At 69.2% G+C, this 19254-nt stretch carries 19 protein-coding genes; 11 read left to right on the plus strand and 8 right to left on the minus strand.

What is annotated here, in order from left to right; translation table 11 throughout:
* The first annotated feature begins 112 nt into the window (after positions 1-112).
* The 3 genes from AC1UKG_RS11090 (at position 113) to AC1UKG_RS11100 (ending at position 2035) form a co-directional block, all read left to right on the plus strand.
* Positions 113-526 (plus strand): hypothetical protein, encoded by a 414-nt coding sequence (locus tag AC1UKG_RS11090; protein ID WP_018745294.1) that lies wholly within the window; start codon positions 113-115, stop codon positions 524-526.
* 24 nt (positions 527-550) lie between these two features.
* Positions 551-883, plus strand: a complete 333-nt coding sequence (locus AC1UKG_RS11095) for a DUF3817 domain-containing protein (RefSeq protein WP_475889994.1) — start codon at positions 551-553, stop codon at positions 881-883.
* Between the two features lie 180 nt (positions 884-1063).
* Positions 1064-2035 (plus strand): NlpC/P60 family protein, encoded by a 972-nt coding sequence (locus AC1UKG_RS11100; protein WP_475889992.1) that lies wholly within the window; start codon positions 1064-1066, stop codon positions 2033-2035.
* Positions 2036-2092: 57 nt separating this feature from the next.
* On the opposite strand, the gene AC1UKG_RS11105 is transcribed toward AC1UKG_RS11100, so the two are convergent.
* A complete protein-coding gene (locus tag AC1UKG_RS11105; protein WP_026271571.1) occupies positions 2093-3085 on the minus strand; it encodes a sigma-70 family RNA polymerase sigma factor in 993 nt (330 codons plus the stop codon).
* A 431-nt stretch (positions 3086-3516) separates the two neighbouring features.
* Complete coding sequence (locus tag AC1UKG_RS11110; protein ID WP_018745298.1) at positions 3517-4206, minus strand: thymidylate kinase; 690 nt, start codon at positions 4204-4206, stop codon at positions 3517-3519.
* A gap of 158 nt (positions 4207-4364) precedes the next feature.
* Here AC1UKG_RS11110 and AC1UKG_RS11115 point away from each other — a divergent pair, with 158 nt between their 5' ends.
* The 8 genes from AC1UKG_RS11115 to AC1UKG_RS11150 all read left to right on the plus strand — a co-directional run bounded on the left by AC1UKG_RS11115 (position 4365) and on the right by AC1UKG_RS11150 (position 10247).
* Positions 4365-4949 carry a nucleotidyltransferase family protein gene (locus tag AC1UKG_RS11115; protein ID WP_018745299.1) on the plus strand — a complete coding sequence of 195 codons (585 nt, stop codon included), beginning with the start codon at positions 4365-4367 and terminating at the stop codon, positions 4947-4949.
* Positions 4946-5224: a hypothetical protein gene (locus tag AC1UKG_RS11120; protein ID WP_018745300.1), complete on the plus strand. Its 279-nt coding sequence runs from the start codon at positions 4946-4948 to the stop codon at positions 5222-5224. Before AC1UKG_RS11115 ends, AC1UKG_RS11120 begins: the two co-directional genes overlap by 4 nt.
* 10 nt (positions 5225-5234) lie before the next feature.
* Positions 5235-6011 carry a metallophosphoesterase gene (locus AC1UKG_RS11125; RefSeq protein ID WP_018745301.1) on the plus strand — a complete coding sequence of 259 codons (777 nt, stop codon included), beginning with the start codon at positions 5235-5237 and terminating at the stop codon, positions 6009-6011.
* The gene (locus AC1UKG_RS11130; RefSeq protein ID WP_018745302.1) at positions 6002-6145 is read left to right on the plus strand and encodes a GPGG-motif small membrane protein; all 144 of its coding nucleotides are present in this window, start codon (positions 6002-6004) and stop codon (positions 6143-6145) included. Before AC1UKG_RS11125 ends, AC1UKG_RS11130 begins: the two co-directional genes overlap by 10 nt.
* A gap of 2 nt (positions 6146-6147) precedes the next feature.
* Positions 6148-6666: a TspO/MBR family protein gene (locus tag AC1UKG_RS11135; RefSeq protein WP_482642349.1), complete on the plus strand. Its 519-nt coding sequence runs from the start codon at positions 6148-6150 to the stop codon at positions 6664-6666.
* Positions 6667-6824: 158 nt separating this feature from the next.
* Positions 6825-8168 (plus strand): ABC transporter substrate-binding protein, encoded by a 1344-nt coding sequence (locus tag AC1UKG_RS11140; RefSeq protein WP_026325457.1) that lies wholly within the window; start codon positions 6825-6827, stop codon positions 8166-8168.
* Positions 8169-8236: 68 nt separating this feature from the next.
* Positions 8237-9289, plus strand: a complete 1053-nt coding sequence (locus AC1UKG_RS11145; protein ID WP_018814752.1) for a carbohydrate ABC transporter permease — start codon at positions 8237-8239, stop codon at positions 9287-9289.
* A gap of 4 nt (positions 9290-9293) precedes the next feature.
* On the plus strand, positions 9294-10247 hold the full coding sequence (locus AC1UKG_RS11150; protein WP_018745306.1) for a carbohydrate ABC transporter permease: 954 nt from the start codon (positions 9294-9296) through the stop codon (positions 10245-10247).
* Here AC1UKG_RS11150 and AC1UKG_RS11155 read toward each other — a convergent pair.
* The 6 genes from AC1UKG_RS11155 to AC1UKG_RS11180 form a co-directional block, all read right to left on the minus strand.
* A complete protein-coding gene (locus AC1UKG_RS11155; protein ID WP_018814753.1) occupies positions 10221-11684 on the minus strand; it encodes an MFS transporter in 1464 nt (487 codons plus the stop codon). The two genes, AC1UKG_RS11150 and AC1UKG_RS11155, sit on opposite strands and share 27 nt — an antisense overlap.
* A 34-nt stretch (positions 11685-11718) precedes the next feature.
* On the minus strand, positions 11719-13179 hold the full coding sequence (gene xylB, locus AC1UKG_RS11160; protein WP_482642350.1) for a xylulokinase: 1461 nt from the start codon (positions 13177-13179) through the stop codon (positions 11719-11721).
* 12 nt (positions 13180-13191) lie between these two features.
* Complete coding sequence (gene xylA, locus AC1UKG_RS11165) at positions 13192-14379, minus strand: xylose isomerase (protein ID WP_026271573.1); 1188 nt, start codon at positions 14377-14379, stop codon at positions 13192-13194.
* Positions 14380-14500: 121 nt separating this feature from the next.
* Positions 14501-15976, minus strand: a complete 1476-nt coding sequence (locus AC1UKG_RS11170; protein ID WP_482642351.1) for a sugar transferase — start codon at positions 15974-15976, stop codon at positions 14501-14503.
* 245 nt (positions 15977-16221) lie between these two features.
* Positions 16222-17940 (minus strand): substrate-binding domain-containing protein, encoded by a 1719-nt coding sequence (locus AC1UKG_RS11175; protein ID WP_029123669.1) that lies wholly within the window; start codon positions 17938-17940, stop codon positions 16222-16224.
* An 84-nt stretch (positions 17941-18024) separates the two neighbouring features.
* On the minus strand, positions 18025-19104 hold the full coding sequence (locus AC1UKG_RS11180) for a lactonase family protein (RefSeq protein ID WP_018745312.1): 1080 nt from the start codon (positions 19102-19104) through the stop codon (positions 18025-18027).
* Positions 19105-19254 lie beyond the last annotated feature (150 nt).

Genomic DNA, 19254 nt, shown 5'->3' on the forward strand with positions numbered 1-19254 from the left:
CGCTGTTCTGGGCTGGCGTCTAGCCGGATGCCCACCCGAGGTGCCGACAAACCAGCCCGCCGCCAGGACACGGCTGTCGGAACGCGCCCCCGTCCCCGGTACTCTCGAGGCCATGAAGCGGCTCTGGACCCCGGCGTGGATCGTGCGCCATGTGGCCATGGTCGTGCTCGTCGTGGGCTTCCTCGGGCTCGGCTGGTGGCAGCTCAGCCGCGCGGCCGGCGGCAATCCGATCAGCTGGGGATACGCCGTGGAGTGGCCGGTTTTCGCCGGCTTCGTCGTCTTCGTCTGGTGGCGGGAGGTCCGCCAAGAGCTCCGCGGGCCCGAGACGCCGGGCGCAGCGGCGGAAAGCACCGAGTCGTCCGCGACCGCCGAGCCCACCCAGCTGGCGGTGCGCCGGCCGGTGCGGGTCAGCCGTACGGCGACCACCGTGCCGGACAGTGACGATCCGGAGCTCACCGCCTACAACCGCTACCTGCGGTGGTTGACCGACAATCCGGGTGCTCGGCCCGGCGACTACCCCGGCTAGGCCGGGTCGGAAGGACGGACGACGGTGGGCGCAGCCCTGACCCGGTACCGCGTGATCGCCTGGATCGTCGGCGTGGTGCTGATCCTGCTCATGGTGATCGGAATGCCGCTCAAGTACGGGTTCGACTATCCGATCGTGGTGGAAACGGTGGGCCAGGCCCACGGATTCCTCTACATGGTCTATCTGGTGGCCGCCTTCGACCTGTCCCGGCGGGCCGGCTGGCCGTTGTCACGCATGATCTTGGTGATGTTGGCGGGAACCGTTCCGTTCGTCTCCTTCTTCGCCGAACGGCGGGTGAGCAGGTGGGTGACCGGACAGGCCTCGATTCCGGAGCCAGCGACCAAAACCCCCGTCTGACAGACGTTCACACGCTTCCGTTCGGCAACAATCGCCTCGACTTCCCCTGCGGTTCACTCCTGCCCCGGGTTACCTTGTCCAGGTCGGCCCGCCCAACGCCATCCGTCCGGAGGGCACGGGCCCGGCGCCGCCGGGCCTGCGCCCTACCCGGTGGCTGGTGGGGAGAAGGAGCCGTCACACTTGTCGTCCATCCGGAAACGACTACCCACCCTCGCCGTCGCGGCGATCTCGGCCATGCTGGTCGCACCGGTCGCGCCCGCCCAGGCCGAGCCCTCCCCCGCCGAGCTGACCCAGCGGATCGACAAAGCCTCCGCCGAGCTGGAGCAGGTCGTGGAGGCGCACAACACCCTTGCCGAAGACCTCAAGGCGAACAAAGCCACCCTGACCCGGTTAACCGCCCAGCTGAGCCCGCTGGAAGAACAGGTCGCGCAGCGCCGGGCCGAGGTCAACCAGCTGGCGGTGGCCGCGTACAAGACCGGTGAACTCGGCACCGCCACCGCATTGCTGAGCCCAGACGACAGCACGACCCTTGTCAACCGGCTCACCACCGTCGACCAACTCGCCCGGGAGCGGCAGAAACGGATCACCGCCTTCACCAACGACCAGCGTCAGCTCCTTGCGCAACGGAGCCGGGTGGAGGCGACCGTGGAGAAGGCGACCGCACAGGCCCGAGGGCTGGCCAGCACCCGCAAGCGGATCGAGCGCGACCTAGCCGACCTGTACGAGCTGCGACGGCAGGCGTACGGCCGGGCAACCGAACGCTCCACGGCCAGCCCAGACGACGTCCAAGCGGCACCGTCAGTCTCCGGCGCGGCCGGGGTGGCGGTGCGGTACGCGTACGGGGCGCTGGGCAAGCCCTACCGGTGGGGTGGGGACGGCAGCGGCGGTTACGACTGCTCGGGCCTGACCTCGGCGGCGTGGCGAGCGGCCGGAAAATCGCTTCCGCACAGCACTCGCCGGCAGTGGGGGGCGGTGGCGCACATCAAACGCCACGACCTGAGCCCCGGCGATCTGGTCTTCTACCGCGGGCTCGGGCATGTCGCCCTCTACGTGGGCAATGGTCAGATCATCGACGCCCCCACCGCCGGGCGTAACGTGCTCAAACGCGACATGAACATCATGCCGATCGTGGGGTACGGCCGGGTCCGCTGACCAGCCCGTCCGAGTAGGGCCGGGCCAGCGTCCCAGCGGACGCCGGCCCGGTACCACTCAGGCTGCTGCCTGCAGCCCCTCGGCGCGGGCCAGCTCGCGCAGCCGGCCGAGCGCCTGAATCTCCAGCTGTCGGATCCGCTCCCGCGAGAGCGAAAAGCGTGAGGCCACCTCGGTCAGCGAGTGCTCCCGACCGTCCTCAAGGCCGTACCGGGCGCGCATGATGCCCGCCGACCGGTCGTCCAGGTGACTGAGGAGGCCCTCGATGCGCTGCCGCTCCAGACCGGTGAGGACAATGTCCTCGGGGGACGGCGCATCGCTGTCGGCGACCAGGTCACCGAGGTTGGTGTCGCCATCGTCACCGACCGGGGTATCCAACGACACGGTGTCCTGCGACCAGCGAACCAGCTCGTTGACCCGCTCGACAGTGACGCCGAGGGCCGTGGCGATCTGCTCCGGCTCCGGGTCGCTGCCGAGCTCACGGGTGAGCTGGCGGGCCACGTTGCGCATCCGGTTGACATCCTCGACCAGGTGCACCGGCAGCCGCACGGTGCGCTCCTGCTGGGCGATCGCCCGGCTGATCGCCTGGCGGATCCACCAGGTCGCGTAGGTAGAAAACTTGAAGCCACGCTCGTAGTCGAACTTCTCCACCGCCCGGACCAGACCGGTGTTGCCCTCCTGGATCAGATCCAACATGGGCATCCCGGAACGGACATACCGTCGGGCGATCGACACGACCAGGCGCAGGTTGGCCCGGATGAACAGGTCCTTGGCCCGCGCCCCCTCAGCGACCAGCCGTTGGAGGTCCGCTTTCTCGACGCCGGCCGGGACGCGATCCTCGTCGAGCAGATGCTCTGCGTAGAGGCCAGCCTCGATCGCCTTGGACAGATCGACCTCCGTGGCGGCGTCCAGCAACGGCGTCCGGGAAATCTCGTGAAGGTAGACGCCGACCAGATCGCGCTCCTCGGCGACCTCGTCGGTCCGCATGCCGATATTCTTGTCCACGTTGCCCACGGTCCCCTCGCTCGCGCCGGTTGCCCGGTTCCTTGCCATCCCCACGTCCGCCAGCTCCCTCCCCGTACCCTCCGCTGCTGCTCATCGGCGCTGACACCTGAACAACAGTTGAGACGCGTCAGGGATTCCATATCGTGAGTCGAACGTGTCACGAATGCCTGATAATTTGCTGAGAGCACGATCCATATTTGCTGTCAGCACCTCAGGTGGCAGCCCTGAGCTGAGCACGACGTCCGTTAGCCTGGATCGACGGCCACCGGGCCTGGGTCAATGGCAACACCACCCCGACCAAGGGCACAGCGACCCGGGTCACCACCGAACTGCGATCCTGGTCACGCCCGGATCTGCCACGGCGGCCCGGTCGGTTCATCCACAGCCGTAGTGATACCCCGCGCCCGGGTGAACAATCCGCGGGCAGGTTCCATGCCGGGCCAGGGCCAGCCCGACCGCCACCCCACCACTTGTGTCGATCATCGAGGCACCGGAACCCGAGCGGACTCCGGTGCCGCGCCCCACCAACTGTGCAGGTGCTCCCTGATCTGCTGGCTCACTTCGTCCGCCGGACGGTCCGCATCCACCAGCACGAAGGTGGAGTGCTCTGGCAGGCTCCGGTACGCGCGGTCCGCCGCGATCAGGTATCGCATGCTCTCGTGGTCAGTGCCGCGCCGCTCGATCCGCCGGTACGCCTCAGCGGGATTGACCGCCAGCAGGAACGTTACCTGCGGCCGGGGAAAGACCCGGTAGCCGAGCCGGGCCAGCCGCTCCCACCGGTGACCGCCGTGCGCCCGAATGCTCGCATACTGGCAGGCGGAGTAGCGGTCCATCACCGCGACCCGGCCGGTCAGCCGGCGCACCAGCAGGGCTGCGGCGATAGCAAGCCACCGCAGAACAGACTCTGCGACCAGGAGGCCGGCCCGCCCGAGGAGTCGCTGCGCGTCCCGCCGACCCAGCCGCCGCGCCACCCGGCCGAGGAAACGCCGGCCACCGGCGTTGCGATGGTAGGTCGCGGGCAGCCCGACCGCGGTCAGCGCAGCAGCCAACCGGTGGGCCTGCGTCGTCTTACCCGAACCGTCGATGCCGATCAGGGCGACGGCACGCAGTCGGGCCCTGCCGCGTCGCGATCGGGCCCTGCCGCGTCGCGCCCCCTTGAGATCGGCCACCCTGCACACGCTATCCGACCCGCGCTCCCACTCTGTCGGCCTATCCACCACTTTTGGTGGCAGTTGACGCTTTCTCGCACGCTGCGCCAGGTGTGGCAGACCACGATGCCGGGTACCGACCTGGCACCTCCTCCCGACCACCAGGAACGGAGAGCCAGATGGCCGAGCGCGGGGCCGAAACCCTGGTGCACACGCTGAAAAAGGTCGCCGCCGTGCTCAAGCAGGAAGACATCCCCTTCGCGCTCGGCGGCAGCTTCGCGGTCTACGCGCACGGCGGCCACTCCAGCGAACACGACGTCGACTTCCTGATCCGGGAGGCAGACGTTGACCACGCCCTGGGCGCCCTGGTCGCGGCCGGCTTCCTCGCCGAGCGCCCGCCCGAGGACTGGCTGGTCAAGGTCTTCGACGACGACCGCGCGGTGGACCTGATCCACCGACCCGTCGAAACACCGGTGACGGACAAGACCTTCGTCGAGACCATCGTCCGGCCGGTGGACGCGATCCACATGCCGGTGCTCTCGGCGACCCAGTTGATGGTGCACAAGCTGCTCAGCTTCTCGCAGCACTACTGCGACTTCACCCGGGGCCTGCCCCTGGCTCGCTCGCTGCGCGAGCAGATCGACTGGGAACGGGTATGCCGGGACACGCGCCACTCGCCGTACGCCGAGGCGTTTCTGGTGCTGCTGGACCGGCTTGAGGTGGTGGCGTACGCCGGCACCCCGGAACGAAAGGGGACACCGTGACCGAACACCACGACATTGCCACGCGACGGGCGACCGACGCGTACGTGGCAGCCGAGATTCACCGGCTCCTCGCCGAGGACCCCGACGTGGCCGAGCAGGGCATCACCGTGGTCCGCCGGGAGCTCGGCCTGGTGCTGCACGGCGAGGTGGAGAGCGCACAGCGCCGGGACGAGATTCTCCGGCGGGTCTCCGAGCACTTCCCGGAGCTGGCGGTCACCAGCGACATCGGGGTGATCCGCGCGCACCCGCCCACGGAAATCGAACAACTGCCCTGAGGGAGACCCGATGGTGATCCGAATCGCCGCCGTGGGCGACGTGCATCTGGACGAGGACGTGGTCGGCCGCTTCCGACCGGCCCTCGAGGAGATGCCGAACCACGCCGACGTGCTGCTGCTCGCCGGTGATCTGACCCGCCACGGCACCGCGGCGGAGGCGCGGTGTGTGGCACGCGAGTTCGGTGGCCTGGGGGTGCCGGTGGTGACCGTACTCGGCAACCATGACTACCAGTGCAACGAGGTACCGCAGGTGGTGGAGGTGCTCGAGGCCGCTGGCATCACCGTGTTGGAGGGGAACGGGACGGTGTTGGACTGTGGCGGCAGCCGGCTCGGCGTGGCCGGGGCGAAGGGGTTCGGTGGTGGCTTCGCCGGGCGGTGCGCCGCGGACTTCGGCGAACCGGAGATGAAAGCGTTCGTGCAGGCCAGCACCGAGAGCGCGGACGCGCTCAAGGCCGCCCTACATTCCCTCGACTGCGACCTGCTGGTGGCCCTGACCCACTATTCCCCGGTGCCCGACACGCTGGCCGGCGAGCCGCCGGAGATCTATGCCTTCCTCGGCTGCTACCAGCTGGGCCAGGCGATCGACTCAGCCCCCACCACACTCGCCCTACACGGACATGCTCACCACGGGACCGAACGCGGCACCACGCCCGGAGGAGTACGGGTGCGTAACGTGGCACACCCGGTGATCAAACAGGCGTACAGCGTCTTCCACCTGGGTGAGCACCTCGAACCGGGCGAGGTTTCCCGAATGGGCAGCCTGGGTACTCGGCCGGCGTGGAGCTGATTCTCTGGCTGATCTCGGTCGTCCTGGTGGTGGCCGGCATTGTCGCCCTGTTCCGGCATCGGATCCTGTGGGGAGTCGTCCTCATCGTTGGTGGCCTGCTGGTCGGACCCGGTGGGGTCAACGCCATCAGCTGACGGTGGAGCGGAACCACTCCCGGGTGCGCCAGAGCGCGCGTAACTCCGAGGCCCTCGGCGGCCGACGCCGGTGGTGGGCCCTACTCGGCTTCGGCACGGCCGTCTGCTGCACCGCCGTGATCGGCGGGCTGACAGCCCGCGACAGCAGCGCCGACTACGCCCGCCTCGAGCAGCCGGTCTGGGCTCCCCCGGCCGAAGTGTTCGGCCCGGTCTGGACCGTGCTCTACGCGATGATCGCGGTCTCCGGCTGGCTGATCTGGCGGCGCGGCGGCTTCGGATCGGCGCTCTGGGCCTGGGGTGCACAACTGGTGCTCAACGCGGTGTGGAGCCTCCTCTTCTTCGGAGCTGGCCAGTACGGATTGGCATTTGCCGATATTGTTCTGTTGTGGTCGGCGATCAGCGGTACCGTCCTGCTCTCCTCCCGAATCTCCCGGGTCGCCGCGATCCTGCTGCTGCCGTACTGGGCCTGGGTCTCCTACGCCGCCCTACTCAACCTCGCCATCTGGCAGCTCAACGCCTGACCGGTCCGGCCGGCGCATCGACTTTCTCAGATCGTTACCCGCTCGTGTCGTCTTCGGGGTAGACCACACCGGCTGCAAACGCTTTCGTGTGGAGCACGCCCATCGGACCGGCGCCAGGTCTGTCGCACTGACCCGCGCCGGCCAGGAAGGAGGACGGCATGGCGGTCTTCGCCAGACCACGCCAAGCCTTCGTATTAGCTGGCGTGCTCGGCCTGGCCGTCGGCGCCACCGCCTGCGGTAGCGACGACGGCGACAACCTCAGCGCCGATTCGCCGGAGTGCGCGGTATACGAGCAGTACCAGGGCAACGGCGGCACCGAGGTCTCCATCTACGCGTCCATCCGCGATGCCGAGGCGGACCTGCTCGAACAGTCATGGGAGCAGTTCGCCGACTGCACCGGCATTGAGATCGACTACGAGGGCAGCGGCGAGTTCGAGGCACAGCTCCAGGTCCGGGTGGACGGCGGCAACGCGCCAGACATCGCCTTCATCCCACAGCCGGGCCTACTGCACCGCTTCGCGCAGGCCGGCAAGCTCAAGCCGGCATCGGCCGAGACCAAGGCGATGGCCGAGGAGAACTACGCCGCCGACTGGCTGCAGTACAGCACCGTGGACGGCGAGTTCTACGGCGCTCCGCTGGGCGCGAACGTCAAGTCATTCGTCTGGTACTCCCCGAAAATGTTCCAGAAGCAGGGCTGGTCGGTGCCGACCAGCTGGGACGATCTGATCCAACTCAGTGACCGGGCCGCTGCCGACGGCATCACGCCGTGGTGCGTTGGCATCGAGTCCGGTGACGCCACCGGCTGGCCAGCCACCGACTGGATCGAGGACGTGCTGCTGCGGACGCAGACCCCCGAGGTCTACGACCAGTGGACCACCCACGCCATCCCCTTCAACGACCCGCGCGTCGTGGACGCCGTCGACCGCGCCGGCACCATCCTGCGAAACGACAAGTACGTCAACGGCGGCTACGGCGGCGTGAAGAGCATCGCCACCACCTCGTTCCAGGAGGGCGGCCTGCCGATCCTCCAGGAGGAGTGCGCCCTGCACCGACAGGCGTCGTTCTACGCCAACCAGTGGCCCGAGGAGAGCGAGGTCGCCGAGGACGGCGATATCTTCGCGTTCTACTTCCCGCCCATCGACCCCGCGAAGGGCAAGCCGGTATTGGGCGGCGGCGAGTTCACCGTCGCCTTCGACGACCGCCCGGAGGTCCAGGCGGTACAGACGTACCTCGCCTCCGGTGAGTACGCCAACAGCCGGGCCAAGCTGGGCAACTGGGTCTCGGCGAACATGAAGCTCGACCTCTCGAACGTGACCAACCCGATCGACCGGCTCTCGGTCGAGCTCCTTCAGGACGCGCAGACGGTCTTCCGCTTCGACGGTTCCGACCTGATGCCCGCCGCCGTCGGCGCCGGAACGTTCTGGAAGGAGATGGTGTCCTGGATCAGCGGCAAGGACACCGCGGCGGCCCTGTCCGCCATCGAAAGTTCCTGGCCCAGCTGAGCAACCCGCCCCGGTGGCCCGGCCGTGGGGTCGGGCCACCGGCAGCGCACGCATCCCCCGGAGGGCGGATGAACTTCGACTTCGCCGACGAGGCGCCAAAGCTCGCCATGTTGCTGTACGGGGTGGTCGCCTTCGTGGTGGTGGTCGGTGGCCTCCTGCTGCTACTCGACGTCGTCCCCACCTGGCTCACCCGCCGTCGGCAGGCCCGGCGCACCACGACCGTCGCCGCCGGGACACGACTCGAGCCGGGCCGGCGCCGCTCCCGCGAGGGCCTGTTCGCCCTCTTCTTTCTGCTACCCACAGTCCTGATGCTCGGGATCGGGCTGGTCATCCCCGCGATCCGCACCCTCGTGCTGTCGCTCAAGAACGGCGACAGCACGCAATGGGTCGGGCTGCGCAACTACGCCTGGATGGTTGACCGGCCCGAGATCGTCGACAGCCTGTGGAACACCGCGCTCTGGGTACTGCTGGTGCCGCTGCTGGCCACCTCGGTCGGCCTGATCTACGCGGTGCTCGTTGACCGCGCCCGCCTCGAGACCCTGGCCAAGTCCCTGATCTTCCTGCCGATGGCGATCTCGTTCGTCGGCGCCGGCATCATCTGGAAGTTCGTCTACGCGTTCCGGCCCGCGGAGGCGGACCAGATCGGCCTGTTGAACCAGATCTGGGTGTGGCTCGGCGGCGAGCCCCAGCAGTGGCTGGCGAACTCGCCGCTGAACACCCTGCTGCTGATCGTGGTGATGATCTGGATCCAGGCCGGTTTCGCCATGGTGGTGCTCTCGGCCGCCATCAAGGCCATCCCACCGGACATGATCGAAGCTGCTCGCATCGACGGCGTGAACGCCTGGCAGCAGTTCTGGCAGATCACCCTGCCGGGAATCCGACCCGCCCTGGTCGTGGTGGTGGTGACCATCTCGATCGCCACGCTGAAACTCTTCGACATCGTGCGCACGATGACGAACGGCAACTTCAACACCAACGTGATAGCGACCGAGATGTACAACCAGGCCTTCCGGTACGGGCAGACCGGCCAGGGCTCGGCCCTCGCCGTCGTCCTGTTCATCCTGGTCATTCCCATCGTCATCTACCAGGTACGCAGCCTGCGCCGGCAGCGGGAGGTATGACCCCGTGACCACAACCACCCCGACACGGGCCGGAACCGAGGCGCCGCCGACCATCGCCGGCCGCGTCCGGCGGCGACTCAACACCCGCTGGGCGACCGCTGCCTCAATCGTGATCGCGATCGTCTGGACCATCCCGACCTTCGGACTCCTCATCTCGTCCTTCCGACCCGAGGATCAGATCAAGACGACCGGCTGGTGGACGTTCTTCGCTGATCCACAGCTGACGCTGGAGAACTACGAGCAGGTACTCTTCGGCCGCTCCTCGTCGGCCGGCCAGTTGGCCAGCTACTTCCTCAACTCGATTGTCATCACGCTGCCGTCGGTGTTGTTCCCGTTGGCCTTCGCGGCGCTGGCCGCGTACGCGCTGGCGTGGATCAACTTCCGGGGGCGGGACTGGATCTACATTGGGATCTTCGCGTTGCAGATCGTCCCGCTGCAGATGGCCCTGGTCCCACTGCTCAGCTTCTTCTCCCAGGGCATCAGTGTCGGCGGCATCGACCTCCTGCCCGCCTGGAACCTCGACGACGAGCAGCGCTTCATCCAGGTCTGGTTCGCCCACACCTGCTTCGCGCTGCCCCTGGGTGTCTTTCTGCTGCACAACTTCGTGTCCCAGCTGCCCCGGGACCTGATGGAAGCGGCCCGGGTCGACGGCGCCACCCACCCGAAAATCTTCCGTACGGTCGTGCTGCCGCTGATCACCCCAGCGCTGGCCGCGTATGGCATCTTCCAGTTCCTCTGGGTATGGAACGACCTACTCGTCGCGTTGATCTTCGCGGGCGGCGGGGACGAGACCGCTCCGCTCACCGTCCGCCTCGCCGAGTTGGCCGGAACCCGGGGCAACGAGTGGCAACGCCTCACCTCCGGCGCGTTCGTCGCGATCGTCGTGCCGCTGCTCGTCTTTCTGTCGTTGCAGCGCTACTTCGTCCGCGGGCTACTCGCCGGCAGCATCAAGGGGTGAACCCCGCCCGTACCGCATCCGCTTGGCGCGGGTGCGGAGCAGGACCCGCACCGCAGCGATGTCCCGTGGGGAGCTGCGAGCGGCGAGCCAGTACATGATCCCGGTTGGCACGAAGAACAGCTGGAACGCGGCGAGCCCGACCGCGTAGTTCAACGGCGGCGGGAAGGCCTCCCGCAGCCCACGGAACACCAGCCCGACCAGTCCGTTCCCGGCCGCCCGGCCGACCCCATTGACGAGGTTGCCGAGGCTGTACACAGTGCCGCGATGCTCCGGCGGGTTGACATCGGCGATCAAAGCGAACCAGTTCGGTGAGTTGGCCGAGGTCAGGGCGAGCGCCAGCAACGCCGTGAGCAGGCTCAGCCCGACCGTCGGCTCGGTCAGCACACTCGCCAGCACCGCCCGGACGATGGCGCCCGAACCGGCTCCGTCCGGCACATCAATGCGAATCGGCACGAAGAAGAGCGCCAGATAGAACGGCAGTGCCGCGAGGATCCCGACCGCGGCGACCATCGCCCGGCCGGACGGGGTACGACGTTGCACCGCATCGCCGACCAACCCGCCGACGATGGAGAAGACCCCACCGAGCTGGAACAGGGTGGCGAAGACGCTGCCCACCACGACCGCCGTCGCCGCCGAGTAGCCCTGCGCCTCGGCCCGTTCGGCGAAGAGCACCGGCAGCCAGACCAGCGAGCCGAACGCGGCCTGCGCGGTGAGCCCCTGCAGGACCAGCCAGCGATTCGTCCGCCGGCCCAGAATCCGCGGCAGGTCGGCCCGGCTGATCCGGTGGTCGTACTCGGCACCACCGGCCAAGCGGTCGGCCAGCTCCGGTTCACTCTGACCACGCTGGATGTCGAAGGTGAACAGGTAGGCCGCGGTGGCGCCGAGCCCCACGACGGTGAGCACCAGGAACGGACGTCGCCAATCCACCGCCCCGAGTAGGCCGCCCACCAGGGTCCCGGCCAGCGTGCCGACCCCCTGGGACAGCCCCCAGAAGCTCATCACCAGACCCCGTCGGCGGGGTGAGATCAAGTCGGTGACGACCGAGAAGCCAACCGAACCAACGGCGCCGAGCCCCACCGCACCGACCACCTGGGCGGCCAGAAAGGTGGGATAGCTGCCCGCCACCGCGCTGCCACCGGTGCCGAACGCCCAGATCAGCGTGCCGACCATGAGCAGCGGCTTGCGGTTGGTGTGGTCCCCGACATAGGCCCAGCCCACCGCCGCGACCGCGCTGACCAGGAAGTTGGCCGCGGTGACCAGACCGAGCAGGTGCCGCGGCACATCGAACGCGGCGGCGATCGAGCCATACAACGGAGGCACCAGGCCGATCGCCACGTTGTCCAGGGAGGCGAGCAGCACGAACACCACGACGCTGTAAAGCCGGTGCGCCGGGCTGCCACCCCACGCCCGCACCGGACCACCGGTGGCCAAGGTCATGCCGGCAGCCAACCAGGGCCGGCTCGCCGCCCGGTCACCGGGGTGGCGACGGTGCGCTCCCCTGGTCGAGGATGTGCTCCCGGGCCTGCGCATACCGTGCCCGAATCGCCGGCACCGGGTCCGCCTCGTAGGTGCGCGACGCGGCCACGGTCCACCTCGGCGGCCGCACCCCGCCCAGAACCGCCCAGGCGGCCTGGCGGGCGGCGCCGTCGGCGACAAACTCGCCCGGGGGTGGCACGACCACCGGCACACCGAAAACCTGCGGAGCGATCCGGCGTACGGCGGCGGAGCGGGCACCACCACCAACCAGGATCACCCGCCGGACGGCGACGCCCTGCGCGACGAGGGCGTCCAGTCCGTCGGCGAGCGCGCAGAGCATCCCCTCGACGGCCGCGCGGGCCAGGTACGCCGGGGTAGCGGTACGCAGCGTCAGCCCGTGCACCGCGCCGCTGGCATCCGGCCGGTTCGGGGTCCGCTCCCCCGCCAGGTAGGGCACCAGGACCAGGCCGTCTGCCCCGGGTGGCGCGGACAACGCCAGGGTGGCCAGCTCGGCGAGGCCGACTCCGAGCAGCGCGGCGGCGGCGTCGAGCACCCGGGCCGCGTTGAGCGTGCAGACCAACGGCAGGTATCGGCCGGTGATGTCGGCGAAGCCAGCGACGCCACCCGTCGGATCCGCCGTCGGCTGCTCCGCGATGCCGCACACGGTTCCAGAGGTGCCGATCGAGACGACCACGTCGCCGGGGCCGGCACCGGCCCCGAACGCGGCGGCGGCGTTGTCACCCGCCCCCGGACCGAGCGAGGCCTCCGGCAACTCCGGGGCTCCCGCGAGCACGGACGGGTCGAGTCGGCCGGCCAACTCCACCGGACCGAGTACCCGGGGCACGGTCACCATCCGGCCGAACGCCTGTTCGAGCAGGTCCCGGCGGTACGTGGCGCTGGCCGGGGACCAGTAACCGGTGCCGCTGGCGTCGCTGCGGTCGGTGCTCAGCGCCGCCAGGCCGGGGGCGCCGGCGAGGCGCCAGGTAAGCCAGTCGTGTGGCAGGCAGACAGCAGCCACCCGGGTGGCGTTGCCCGGCTCATGCCGGGCCAACCAACGCAGCTTGGTGACGGTGAGGCTGGCGACCGGCACAACGCCCACCGCGTCCGCCCAGAACCGCCGCCCGGCGTCACCCTCGCCCGCCTCGGCCACCAGGTCGGCGGCGGCGCCGGCGGAGCGGGTGTCGTTCCAGAGCAGCGCGGGGCGGACCACCGCGCCGGCATCGTCAAGGCAGACCATGCCGTGCTGCTGCCCGGCGACCGAGACCGCCTCGACATCGGCGAGCCCGCCGGCGGCCGACACCGCCGCGCCCAACGCGGACCACCAGGCCGCCGGATCAACCTCGGTACCGTCCGGGTGCGGCGCCCGACCCTGACGAACCAGGGCACCGCTCTCCGCGTCCCGAATGACGAGCTTGCAGGACTGGGTCGAAGAGTCGACCCCGGCGACGAGCGGCATGCCGACCCGCCTTCAGCGCGCACCGAGCAGATGCTCGACGGCGAGTTGGTGGAGCCGTACAAAGTGGTAGCCGCGGGCGCCGGCAGCGGCCACGTCGTACTCCTCGAAGGCAGTGCGGTCGGCGCGGAGCCCGGCGTGGGTCTCGCCCGGGGCGAGGGTCGGTGTTGCCAGCTCATCCACCCGGCTCGCGGCCAGCGCCGCGGTCACCTCCGGGTCTGCCCGGAACGCCGCAGCCCGCTCCTTGAGCAGCAGGTAGGTGCGCATGTTCGCCTCGGCCGAGGCCCACACCCCGGTCCGGTCCTCGGTACGAGACGGCTTGTAGTCGAAGTGCCGGGGACCATCGTAGGCTGCTCCGCCGCCCGGACCGCCGTTCTCGAGTAGGTCGACCAGGGCGAAGGCATTGAGCAGATCACCATGGCCGAAGACCAGGTCCTGGTCGTACTTGACCCCACGCTGGCCGTTGAGGTCGAGGTGGAACAGCTTGCCCTGCCAGAGCGCCTGAGCGATGCCGTGGGCGAAGTTGAGCCCGGCCATCTGCTCATGGCCGACCTCCGGGTTGAGACCGACCAGTTCCGGGCGGGCCAGGGTGGCGATGAAGGCGAGCGCGTGCCCGACGGTGGGCAGCAGCATGTCGCCGCGCGGCTCGTTGGGCTTGGGCTCGATCGCGAACCGCAGGTCGTATCCCTGCGCCACCACGTACTGGCAGAGCAGGTCAACCGCCTCGCGGTAGCGGTCCAGCGCCGCACGGACATCCTTGACGACGTCGTACTCGGCGCCTTCTCGACCGCCCCACAGGACGAAGGTGCGCGCGCCCAACTGTGCGGCGAGGTCCACGGCGTGCAGCGCCTTGCGGAGCGCGTACCGCCGGACATCCCGGTCGTTGCTGGTGAAGCCGCCGTCCTTGAACACGGGATGGGTGAAGAGGTTACTGGTGACCATCGGGACCACCAGGCCGGTCTCGTCGAGGGCCCGACGAAAGCGGGTGAGGTGGGCGTCGCGGGTGACAGCGTCCGCCCCGAAGGGGAGCAGGTCGTCATCGTGGAAGGTGATGCCGTACGCCCCCAACTCGGCGAGGCGGTGCACCGCCTCGACCGCGTCCAGCGCCGGTCGGGTGGCGTCGCCGAACGGGTCCCGGGCCTGCCAGCCCACCGTCCAGAGACCGAAGGAGAACCTGTCGGCAGGGGTGGGACGGGGCGCCATGCCAGCCTCCGGGGTGTCGTCCGCCATGTTCTGTGGTTGGTCTACCAGACCAAGGCCGAATCGCCCACCACGCACGCCAGCCCCGAGCCACGAGGGCGAGGGCGAGGGCAGCCGAAGACTCCTAGTACGCGCCGCGGCGGTTCAACACCGCGCCGAAGGTCTTCCACAGGATGGTCAGATCGGCAGCGAGGGACCAGTTCTCCACGTAGTAGAGGTCGAGCCGGACGCCGTCCTCCCAGCTCAGGTCAGACCGGCCACTGATCTGCCAGAGGCCGGTCATGCCGGGCTTGACCAGCAGCCGCCGGGCGACATCGCCGTCATACCGGGCGACCTCCGAGGGTAGCGGCGGGCGGGGGCCGACCAGGCTCATCTGCCCGCACAGGACGTTGACCAGCTGTGGCAGCTCGTCCAGCGACCATTTGCGCAGTAGCCGGCCGACCCGGGTCACCCGGGGGTCGTCACGCAGCTTGAACAGCAGGCCGTCGGATTCGTTCCGCGCCGCCAACTCCGCCAGCAAGGCGTCGGCGTTGACCACCATCGTGCGGAACTTCCACACCCCGAACTCCCGGCCCCCCTGCCCGACCCGGGTCTGCCGAAACAACACCGGACCCCGGCTGTCGGCCAGCACGGTCAACGCGATCACCACCAGCAGCGGCGACAGCAGGGCCAGGGCGAAGAGCGCGGACACCCGGTCAACCAGTCCTTTCACCAGTTTGCGGGTGCCTCGGAACTCCGGGGCCTCGACGTGGATCAGCGGCAGCCCGGCCACCGGGCGGGTGTGGATCCGGGGTCCCGCGACATCGGTCAGGGCCGGGGCGACCACCAGATCAACGCCGGTGCTCTCCAACTGCCAGCCAAGCCGACGTAGTCGGGTGGCGGTCAGCTCTCCGGAGGCGGTCACCGCCACGGTGTCGGCGCCAATGGTGGTGGCAGCCGCAGGGATGCCCCGAAACGAGCCCACCACGGGCACGTCCCCCAGCTGCTGCGGAACCGGGGCGAGCAACACATCTGGTATGCACGCCCCGACTACCTGGTAGCCCGCGTACGGCTCGCGCCGCAGCGTGTGCACCAACTCCAGAACGTGTGCGGTGTCGCCGACCACAAGGACCTTCCGGGACCAACCGCGGCCGCGTGACCGGAAGCGATGCAGTCTCTTGCGGGCAGCGAAACGGGCCAACGCGAGCCCGACAACGCCGGCGGCGAAGGAGGTGACGAGGAAGCCCCGGGGCACGCCGACATCCAGGCCCCAGCCGGCGATCACGATCCCACCGGCAAGGCGCAGACTGGCCACGCTCACCCGCCGATACTCGTCGGCACCATAGCCGACGACCCGATCGTCGTAGCAGCGAAATGCCTTGAGCGAGACCAGCCACGCCAGCACCAGGCCGGGCGCCAACAGGATGTGGGGGAGGTCGGTGCCACCGGGGGAACCGACGCCGAGGCCGGCGAGGTACCCCACGAGAACGGCGAGGCTCAGCACCGCGGTGTCGAGCACCAACAGGGCCCGGAGGTAGGACCGCAGGGCGGCACGCGCCCTCGGTGGGGACAGCCCGCCCGCCGCTGACGGGCCGGGGGTCAACAGCGTCGCCGAGTTCACCGGCCCTCCCCACCTCACCTCGCCCCCGGTGGTCACGGCCGGGGACAGCCCGGTGGTCCGGGCCGAGGATGGCCTGGTTCCGCCGGAACAAGAACATCCTGCCCGAGCATTGTAGACAAGAATTCTTTCCGACGTATTGCCGTCACTTTGCGCGCCGCCCCGGCCGACTCAGACCGCCGCCCAGGCCGACTCAGACCCGCCGCATCGACCTCGACGCCGGCGGCGGACTTGACGCTGCGCCCTGGTCAGGAATCCGTCTCGCGCAGCGCGATGGCCTTCAGGAAGATGTCACCAATCTTGGTCGGGTCCTCGGTGATGAAGGAGCCACCGCCGGTAACGTTCGTGATCGACTCCAGCTCTGTCTTGCTGACGTCCGCACCGATCCCGATCAGAACCACCTGTACCGGCCGCTCCGGGTCCTTGATCCGCTCCAGTTCGGCGATCAGTTGCTGCTGGCTGATGCCGTTGTCGTCGTCGTTCTTACCGTCGGTGAAGAGCACGATCGAATTGACCTGCCCCTGTTCCCAGTCCTCCTGGACCGTCTCGTACGCCGCCAGCACCGTGTCGAAGAGACCTGTGTCACCCCGGGTCGGCTGGATCTGGGCCAACGCCGCCTCAAGCTCGCTCCGCTGACTACTCAGTGGGCCGATCTCGACTAGCCGCCGGTAGTCCCGCCCGCTGCCCAGGTTGGTCGAGAACTCCCATAGCCCAATCTGCCAGCTGTCATCGAAGAGGCCGAGCCCACGCCCCGCGGCTTCCAGCGTGACCTGCTGGCGGCTCGCGCCGTTGGCGCTCGCCACGGACTCCCGCATCGAGCCGGAGACGTCGATGACACAGAGCATTCGGCCGGACTGGGTGGCGATCGACCAACTGGAGACCGCTCGCTCGACCGTCAGTGGATCTATCTTGCCACCGTCGGCCGCCGGGCTCGGCGCCCCTTCGGGCGCGCTGAAACCGGCACCCCAGGTACCGTCCGGCGCTCGCAGCGACAACGACGCCAACCGATCCTTGAAGCTAGCCGTGGTGAGCATGTCAAACAGCATCCGGGCAGCCGACGCCTTGACCGACCCGATCCCCGGCAGCACCGCGTACGGATAGTCCAACGGTGTCGCCGCCGGCTTCGGATAGAGCGCGGCCAACGGCACCGCCGGCTTCCCGGCGTTGTAGGAGAGTAAGTCCTCCTCCGACAACGCTGCCGCGCCGAGACTCCGGGCCATCGTGGTGGGATCGGACGAGGTAGGGAACTTCGCGAACAGGTCCTGGCGCCGATCCGCACTGCTGGTGGACAACGCTCGCAACGCGCCGACGGTTGCCGCCTGACCGCCCTCCCCGGCCGCGGCGGCGGCACTCAACGCGAGGAGCCCGGAGAGTCCGGCGGCATCCTGGGTCGGGTTCACGGTGCCGGCCCTGAGTGGCTCAACGTTGTTGACCTGGCTGACCAGCGCGGACCAGGTGAACTCCTGCTCTGGCCAACCAAGCTGGGCGGCGATCGGCTCGGGTACGCCCACCACCACCGGGCTGTGGGCGATCGATGCTCCGTTGCCCGGGTTGAATTCGGAGGCTCCACCGCTCTTCAGCCGCAGCAGCCACGCCGACGAATCCGGCACCCAGATATCCGGGCTTACCGCGGCACCGCTGACCTGACCGACCCCGGGCAGGACGGCACCGTGTTTGGCGGCGACGGTGGCGGCGATCCCGACCGGCTCGGACGCGGTCACGCTCACCTCAACGCAGGTGCCGTCTACCGCCGCACCCGCCCGCTCCCACTCAGTCGCCGCGGAATCGACCGCCGGTGCCAGCTCAGCCGCGACCGCTACTGTCAGCTCGATTGAGCCGGAACAGCCCGGCGCCGCGAGCTGCCGGTAGCCAAAGTATCCACCAGCAGTAACGACCAATACGCCGACGGCTGCGACGACGCTGGCGACATGGATGTTCGTTCGCATGCGATGGCGACCTGCAGACACGGACTCATCTTCCGACCGCTGACGAGTAACGGCTACCTCCGTTCAGCTTTAGTTACGCAGAAGCAACAAGTACCCCCACTTTGACTACTTTCCGTTAACAAGAGAACTCCGTGTGCCGTGCTCCTCCGTCCAGGGCAGGACACAGGTGGGGCTCTGCACACCAACCGCCTCGCTGACCAGCGACGGCACGCCGGTCGCCGGGTTGACCCGGAACACGCCGATCAGGTCGGCCCGCTCGTCCGCGACGTACAGGTTGGCGCCAACCCGCGCGAAATGCCGGGGCCACTCCCCGCCGGAATCCACCTCGGCGACCAACACCGGCAACTCACCGTCGAGCGCGAAGACAGCGATCGTGCCGACACCCCGGTTCGCGACGTAGAGGAACTGCCCCTCCGGCCCGACCGCGACCTCGGAAGGCTGCACCGGCCCCGGCCGCTCGCTGGCCGGAACCCGACCCCGGAACCGCAGGGAAGCGTCTGTGGTGACCTCGTAGGCCAGGACCGAGCCGTCCAACTCCCCCACCAGCCAGCAACGCCTTCCATCCGGGTGACGGGCCAGATGCCGAGGGCCGACACCAGCCGGGATGCGCACCCGCGGAGCCCGTGCCACCAACCGTCCCGTCCCGGCGTCGAGCTCGTACCGATAGACCGAGTCGGTGCCGAGGTCAACCACGAGCAGCGGCCCTCCGTTTCGGCCCGGAGCGACCATGTGGGTGTGCGCCCGCTCCTGCCGCTGTGGGTCCGGACCGTGGCCCGCATGCCGGACCTGGTCGGTGCTCTCTCCGGGCACCCCCTGCCCGTCAAGCGGGAACACCGTCACGCTCCCGTCGCCGTAATTGGCCACGAAGAGGTGCCGGCCGTCACCGGCGACTGCGAGATGGCACGGGTCGGCGCCACCGGTGGGCCGGCTGCCCAGGGCGGTGAGATCCCCATCCGCGGCGACTCGGAACGCACTGACCCCGCCGTCGGTCACCTCGTTGACCGCGTACAGGACTGGCAGGTCCGGATGCCGGGCGAGAAACGACGGTGCCGGGGTGACCGCGGCCGTGCCAAGTGGTGTGAGCGCACCCGAATTCGGCTCCCGCTGCGCGACGACGATCCCCTCGCCGCGGCCCCCGGCGCCCGCCGTGTAGCAACCGAGATGGACGAACGCACCCTGAGCCATCACCGGACCACCCTCCGCGCCGACTCCTCCGATCCAACCAGAGGTTCACCCGAGCCGCGGCGCATCACGCCGGAACGCTACAGCGCGGTTCCACGCCCGGAGCCGGCTACCGCGTTGGCCGGCCGCTCACCACGGCGAGGCGGGGTGCTC

This window comes from Salinispora sp. CH2A1_6, assembly GCF_056820975.1.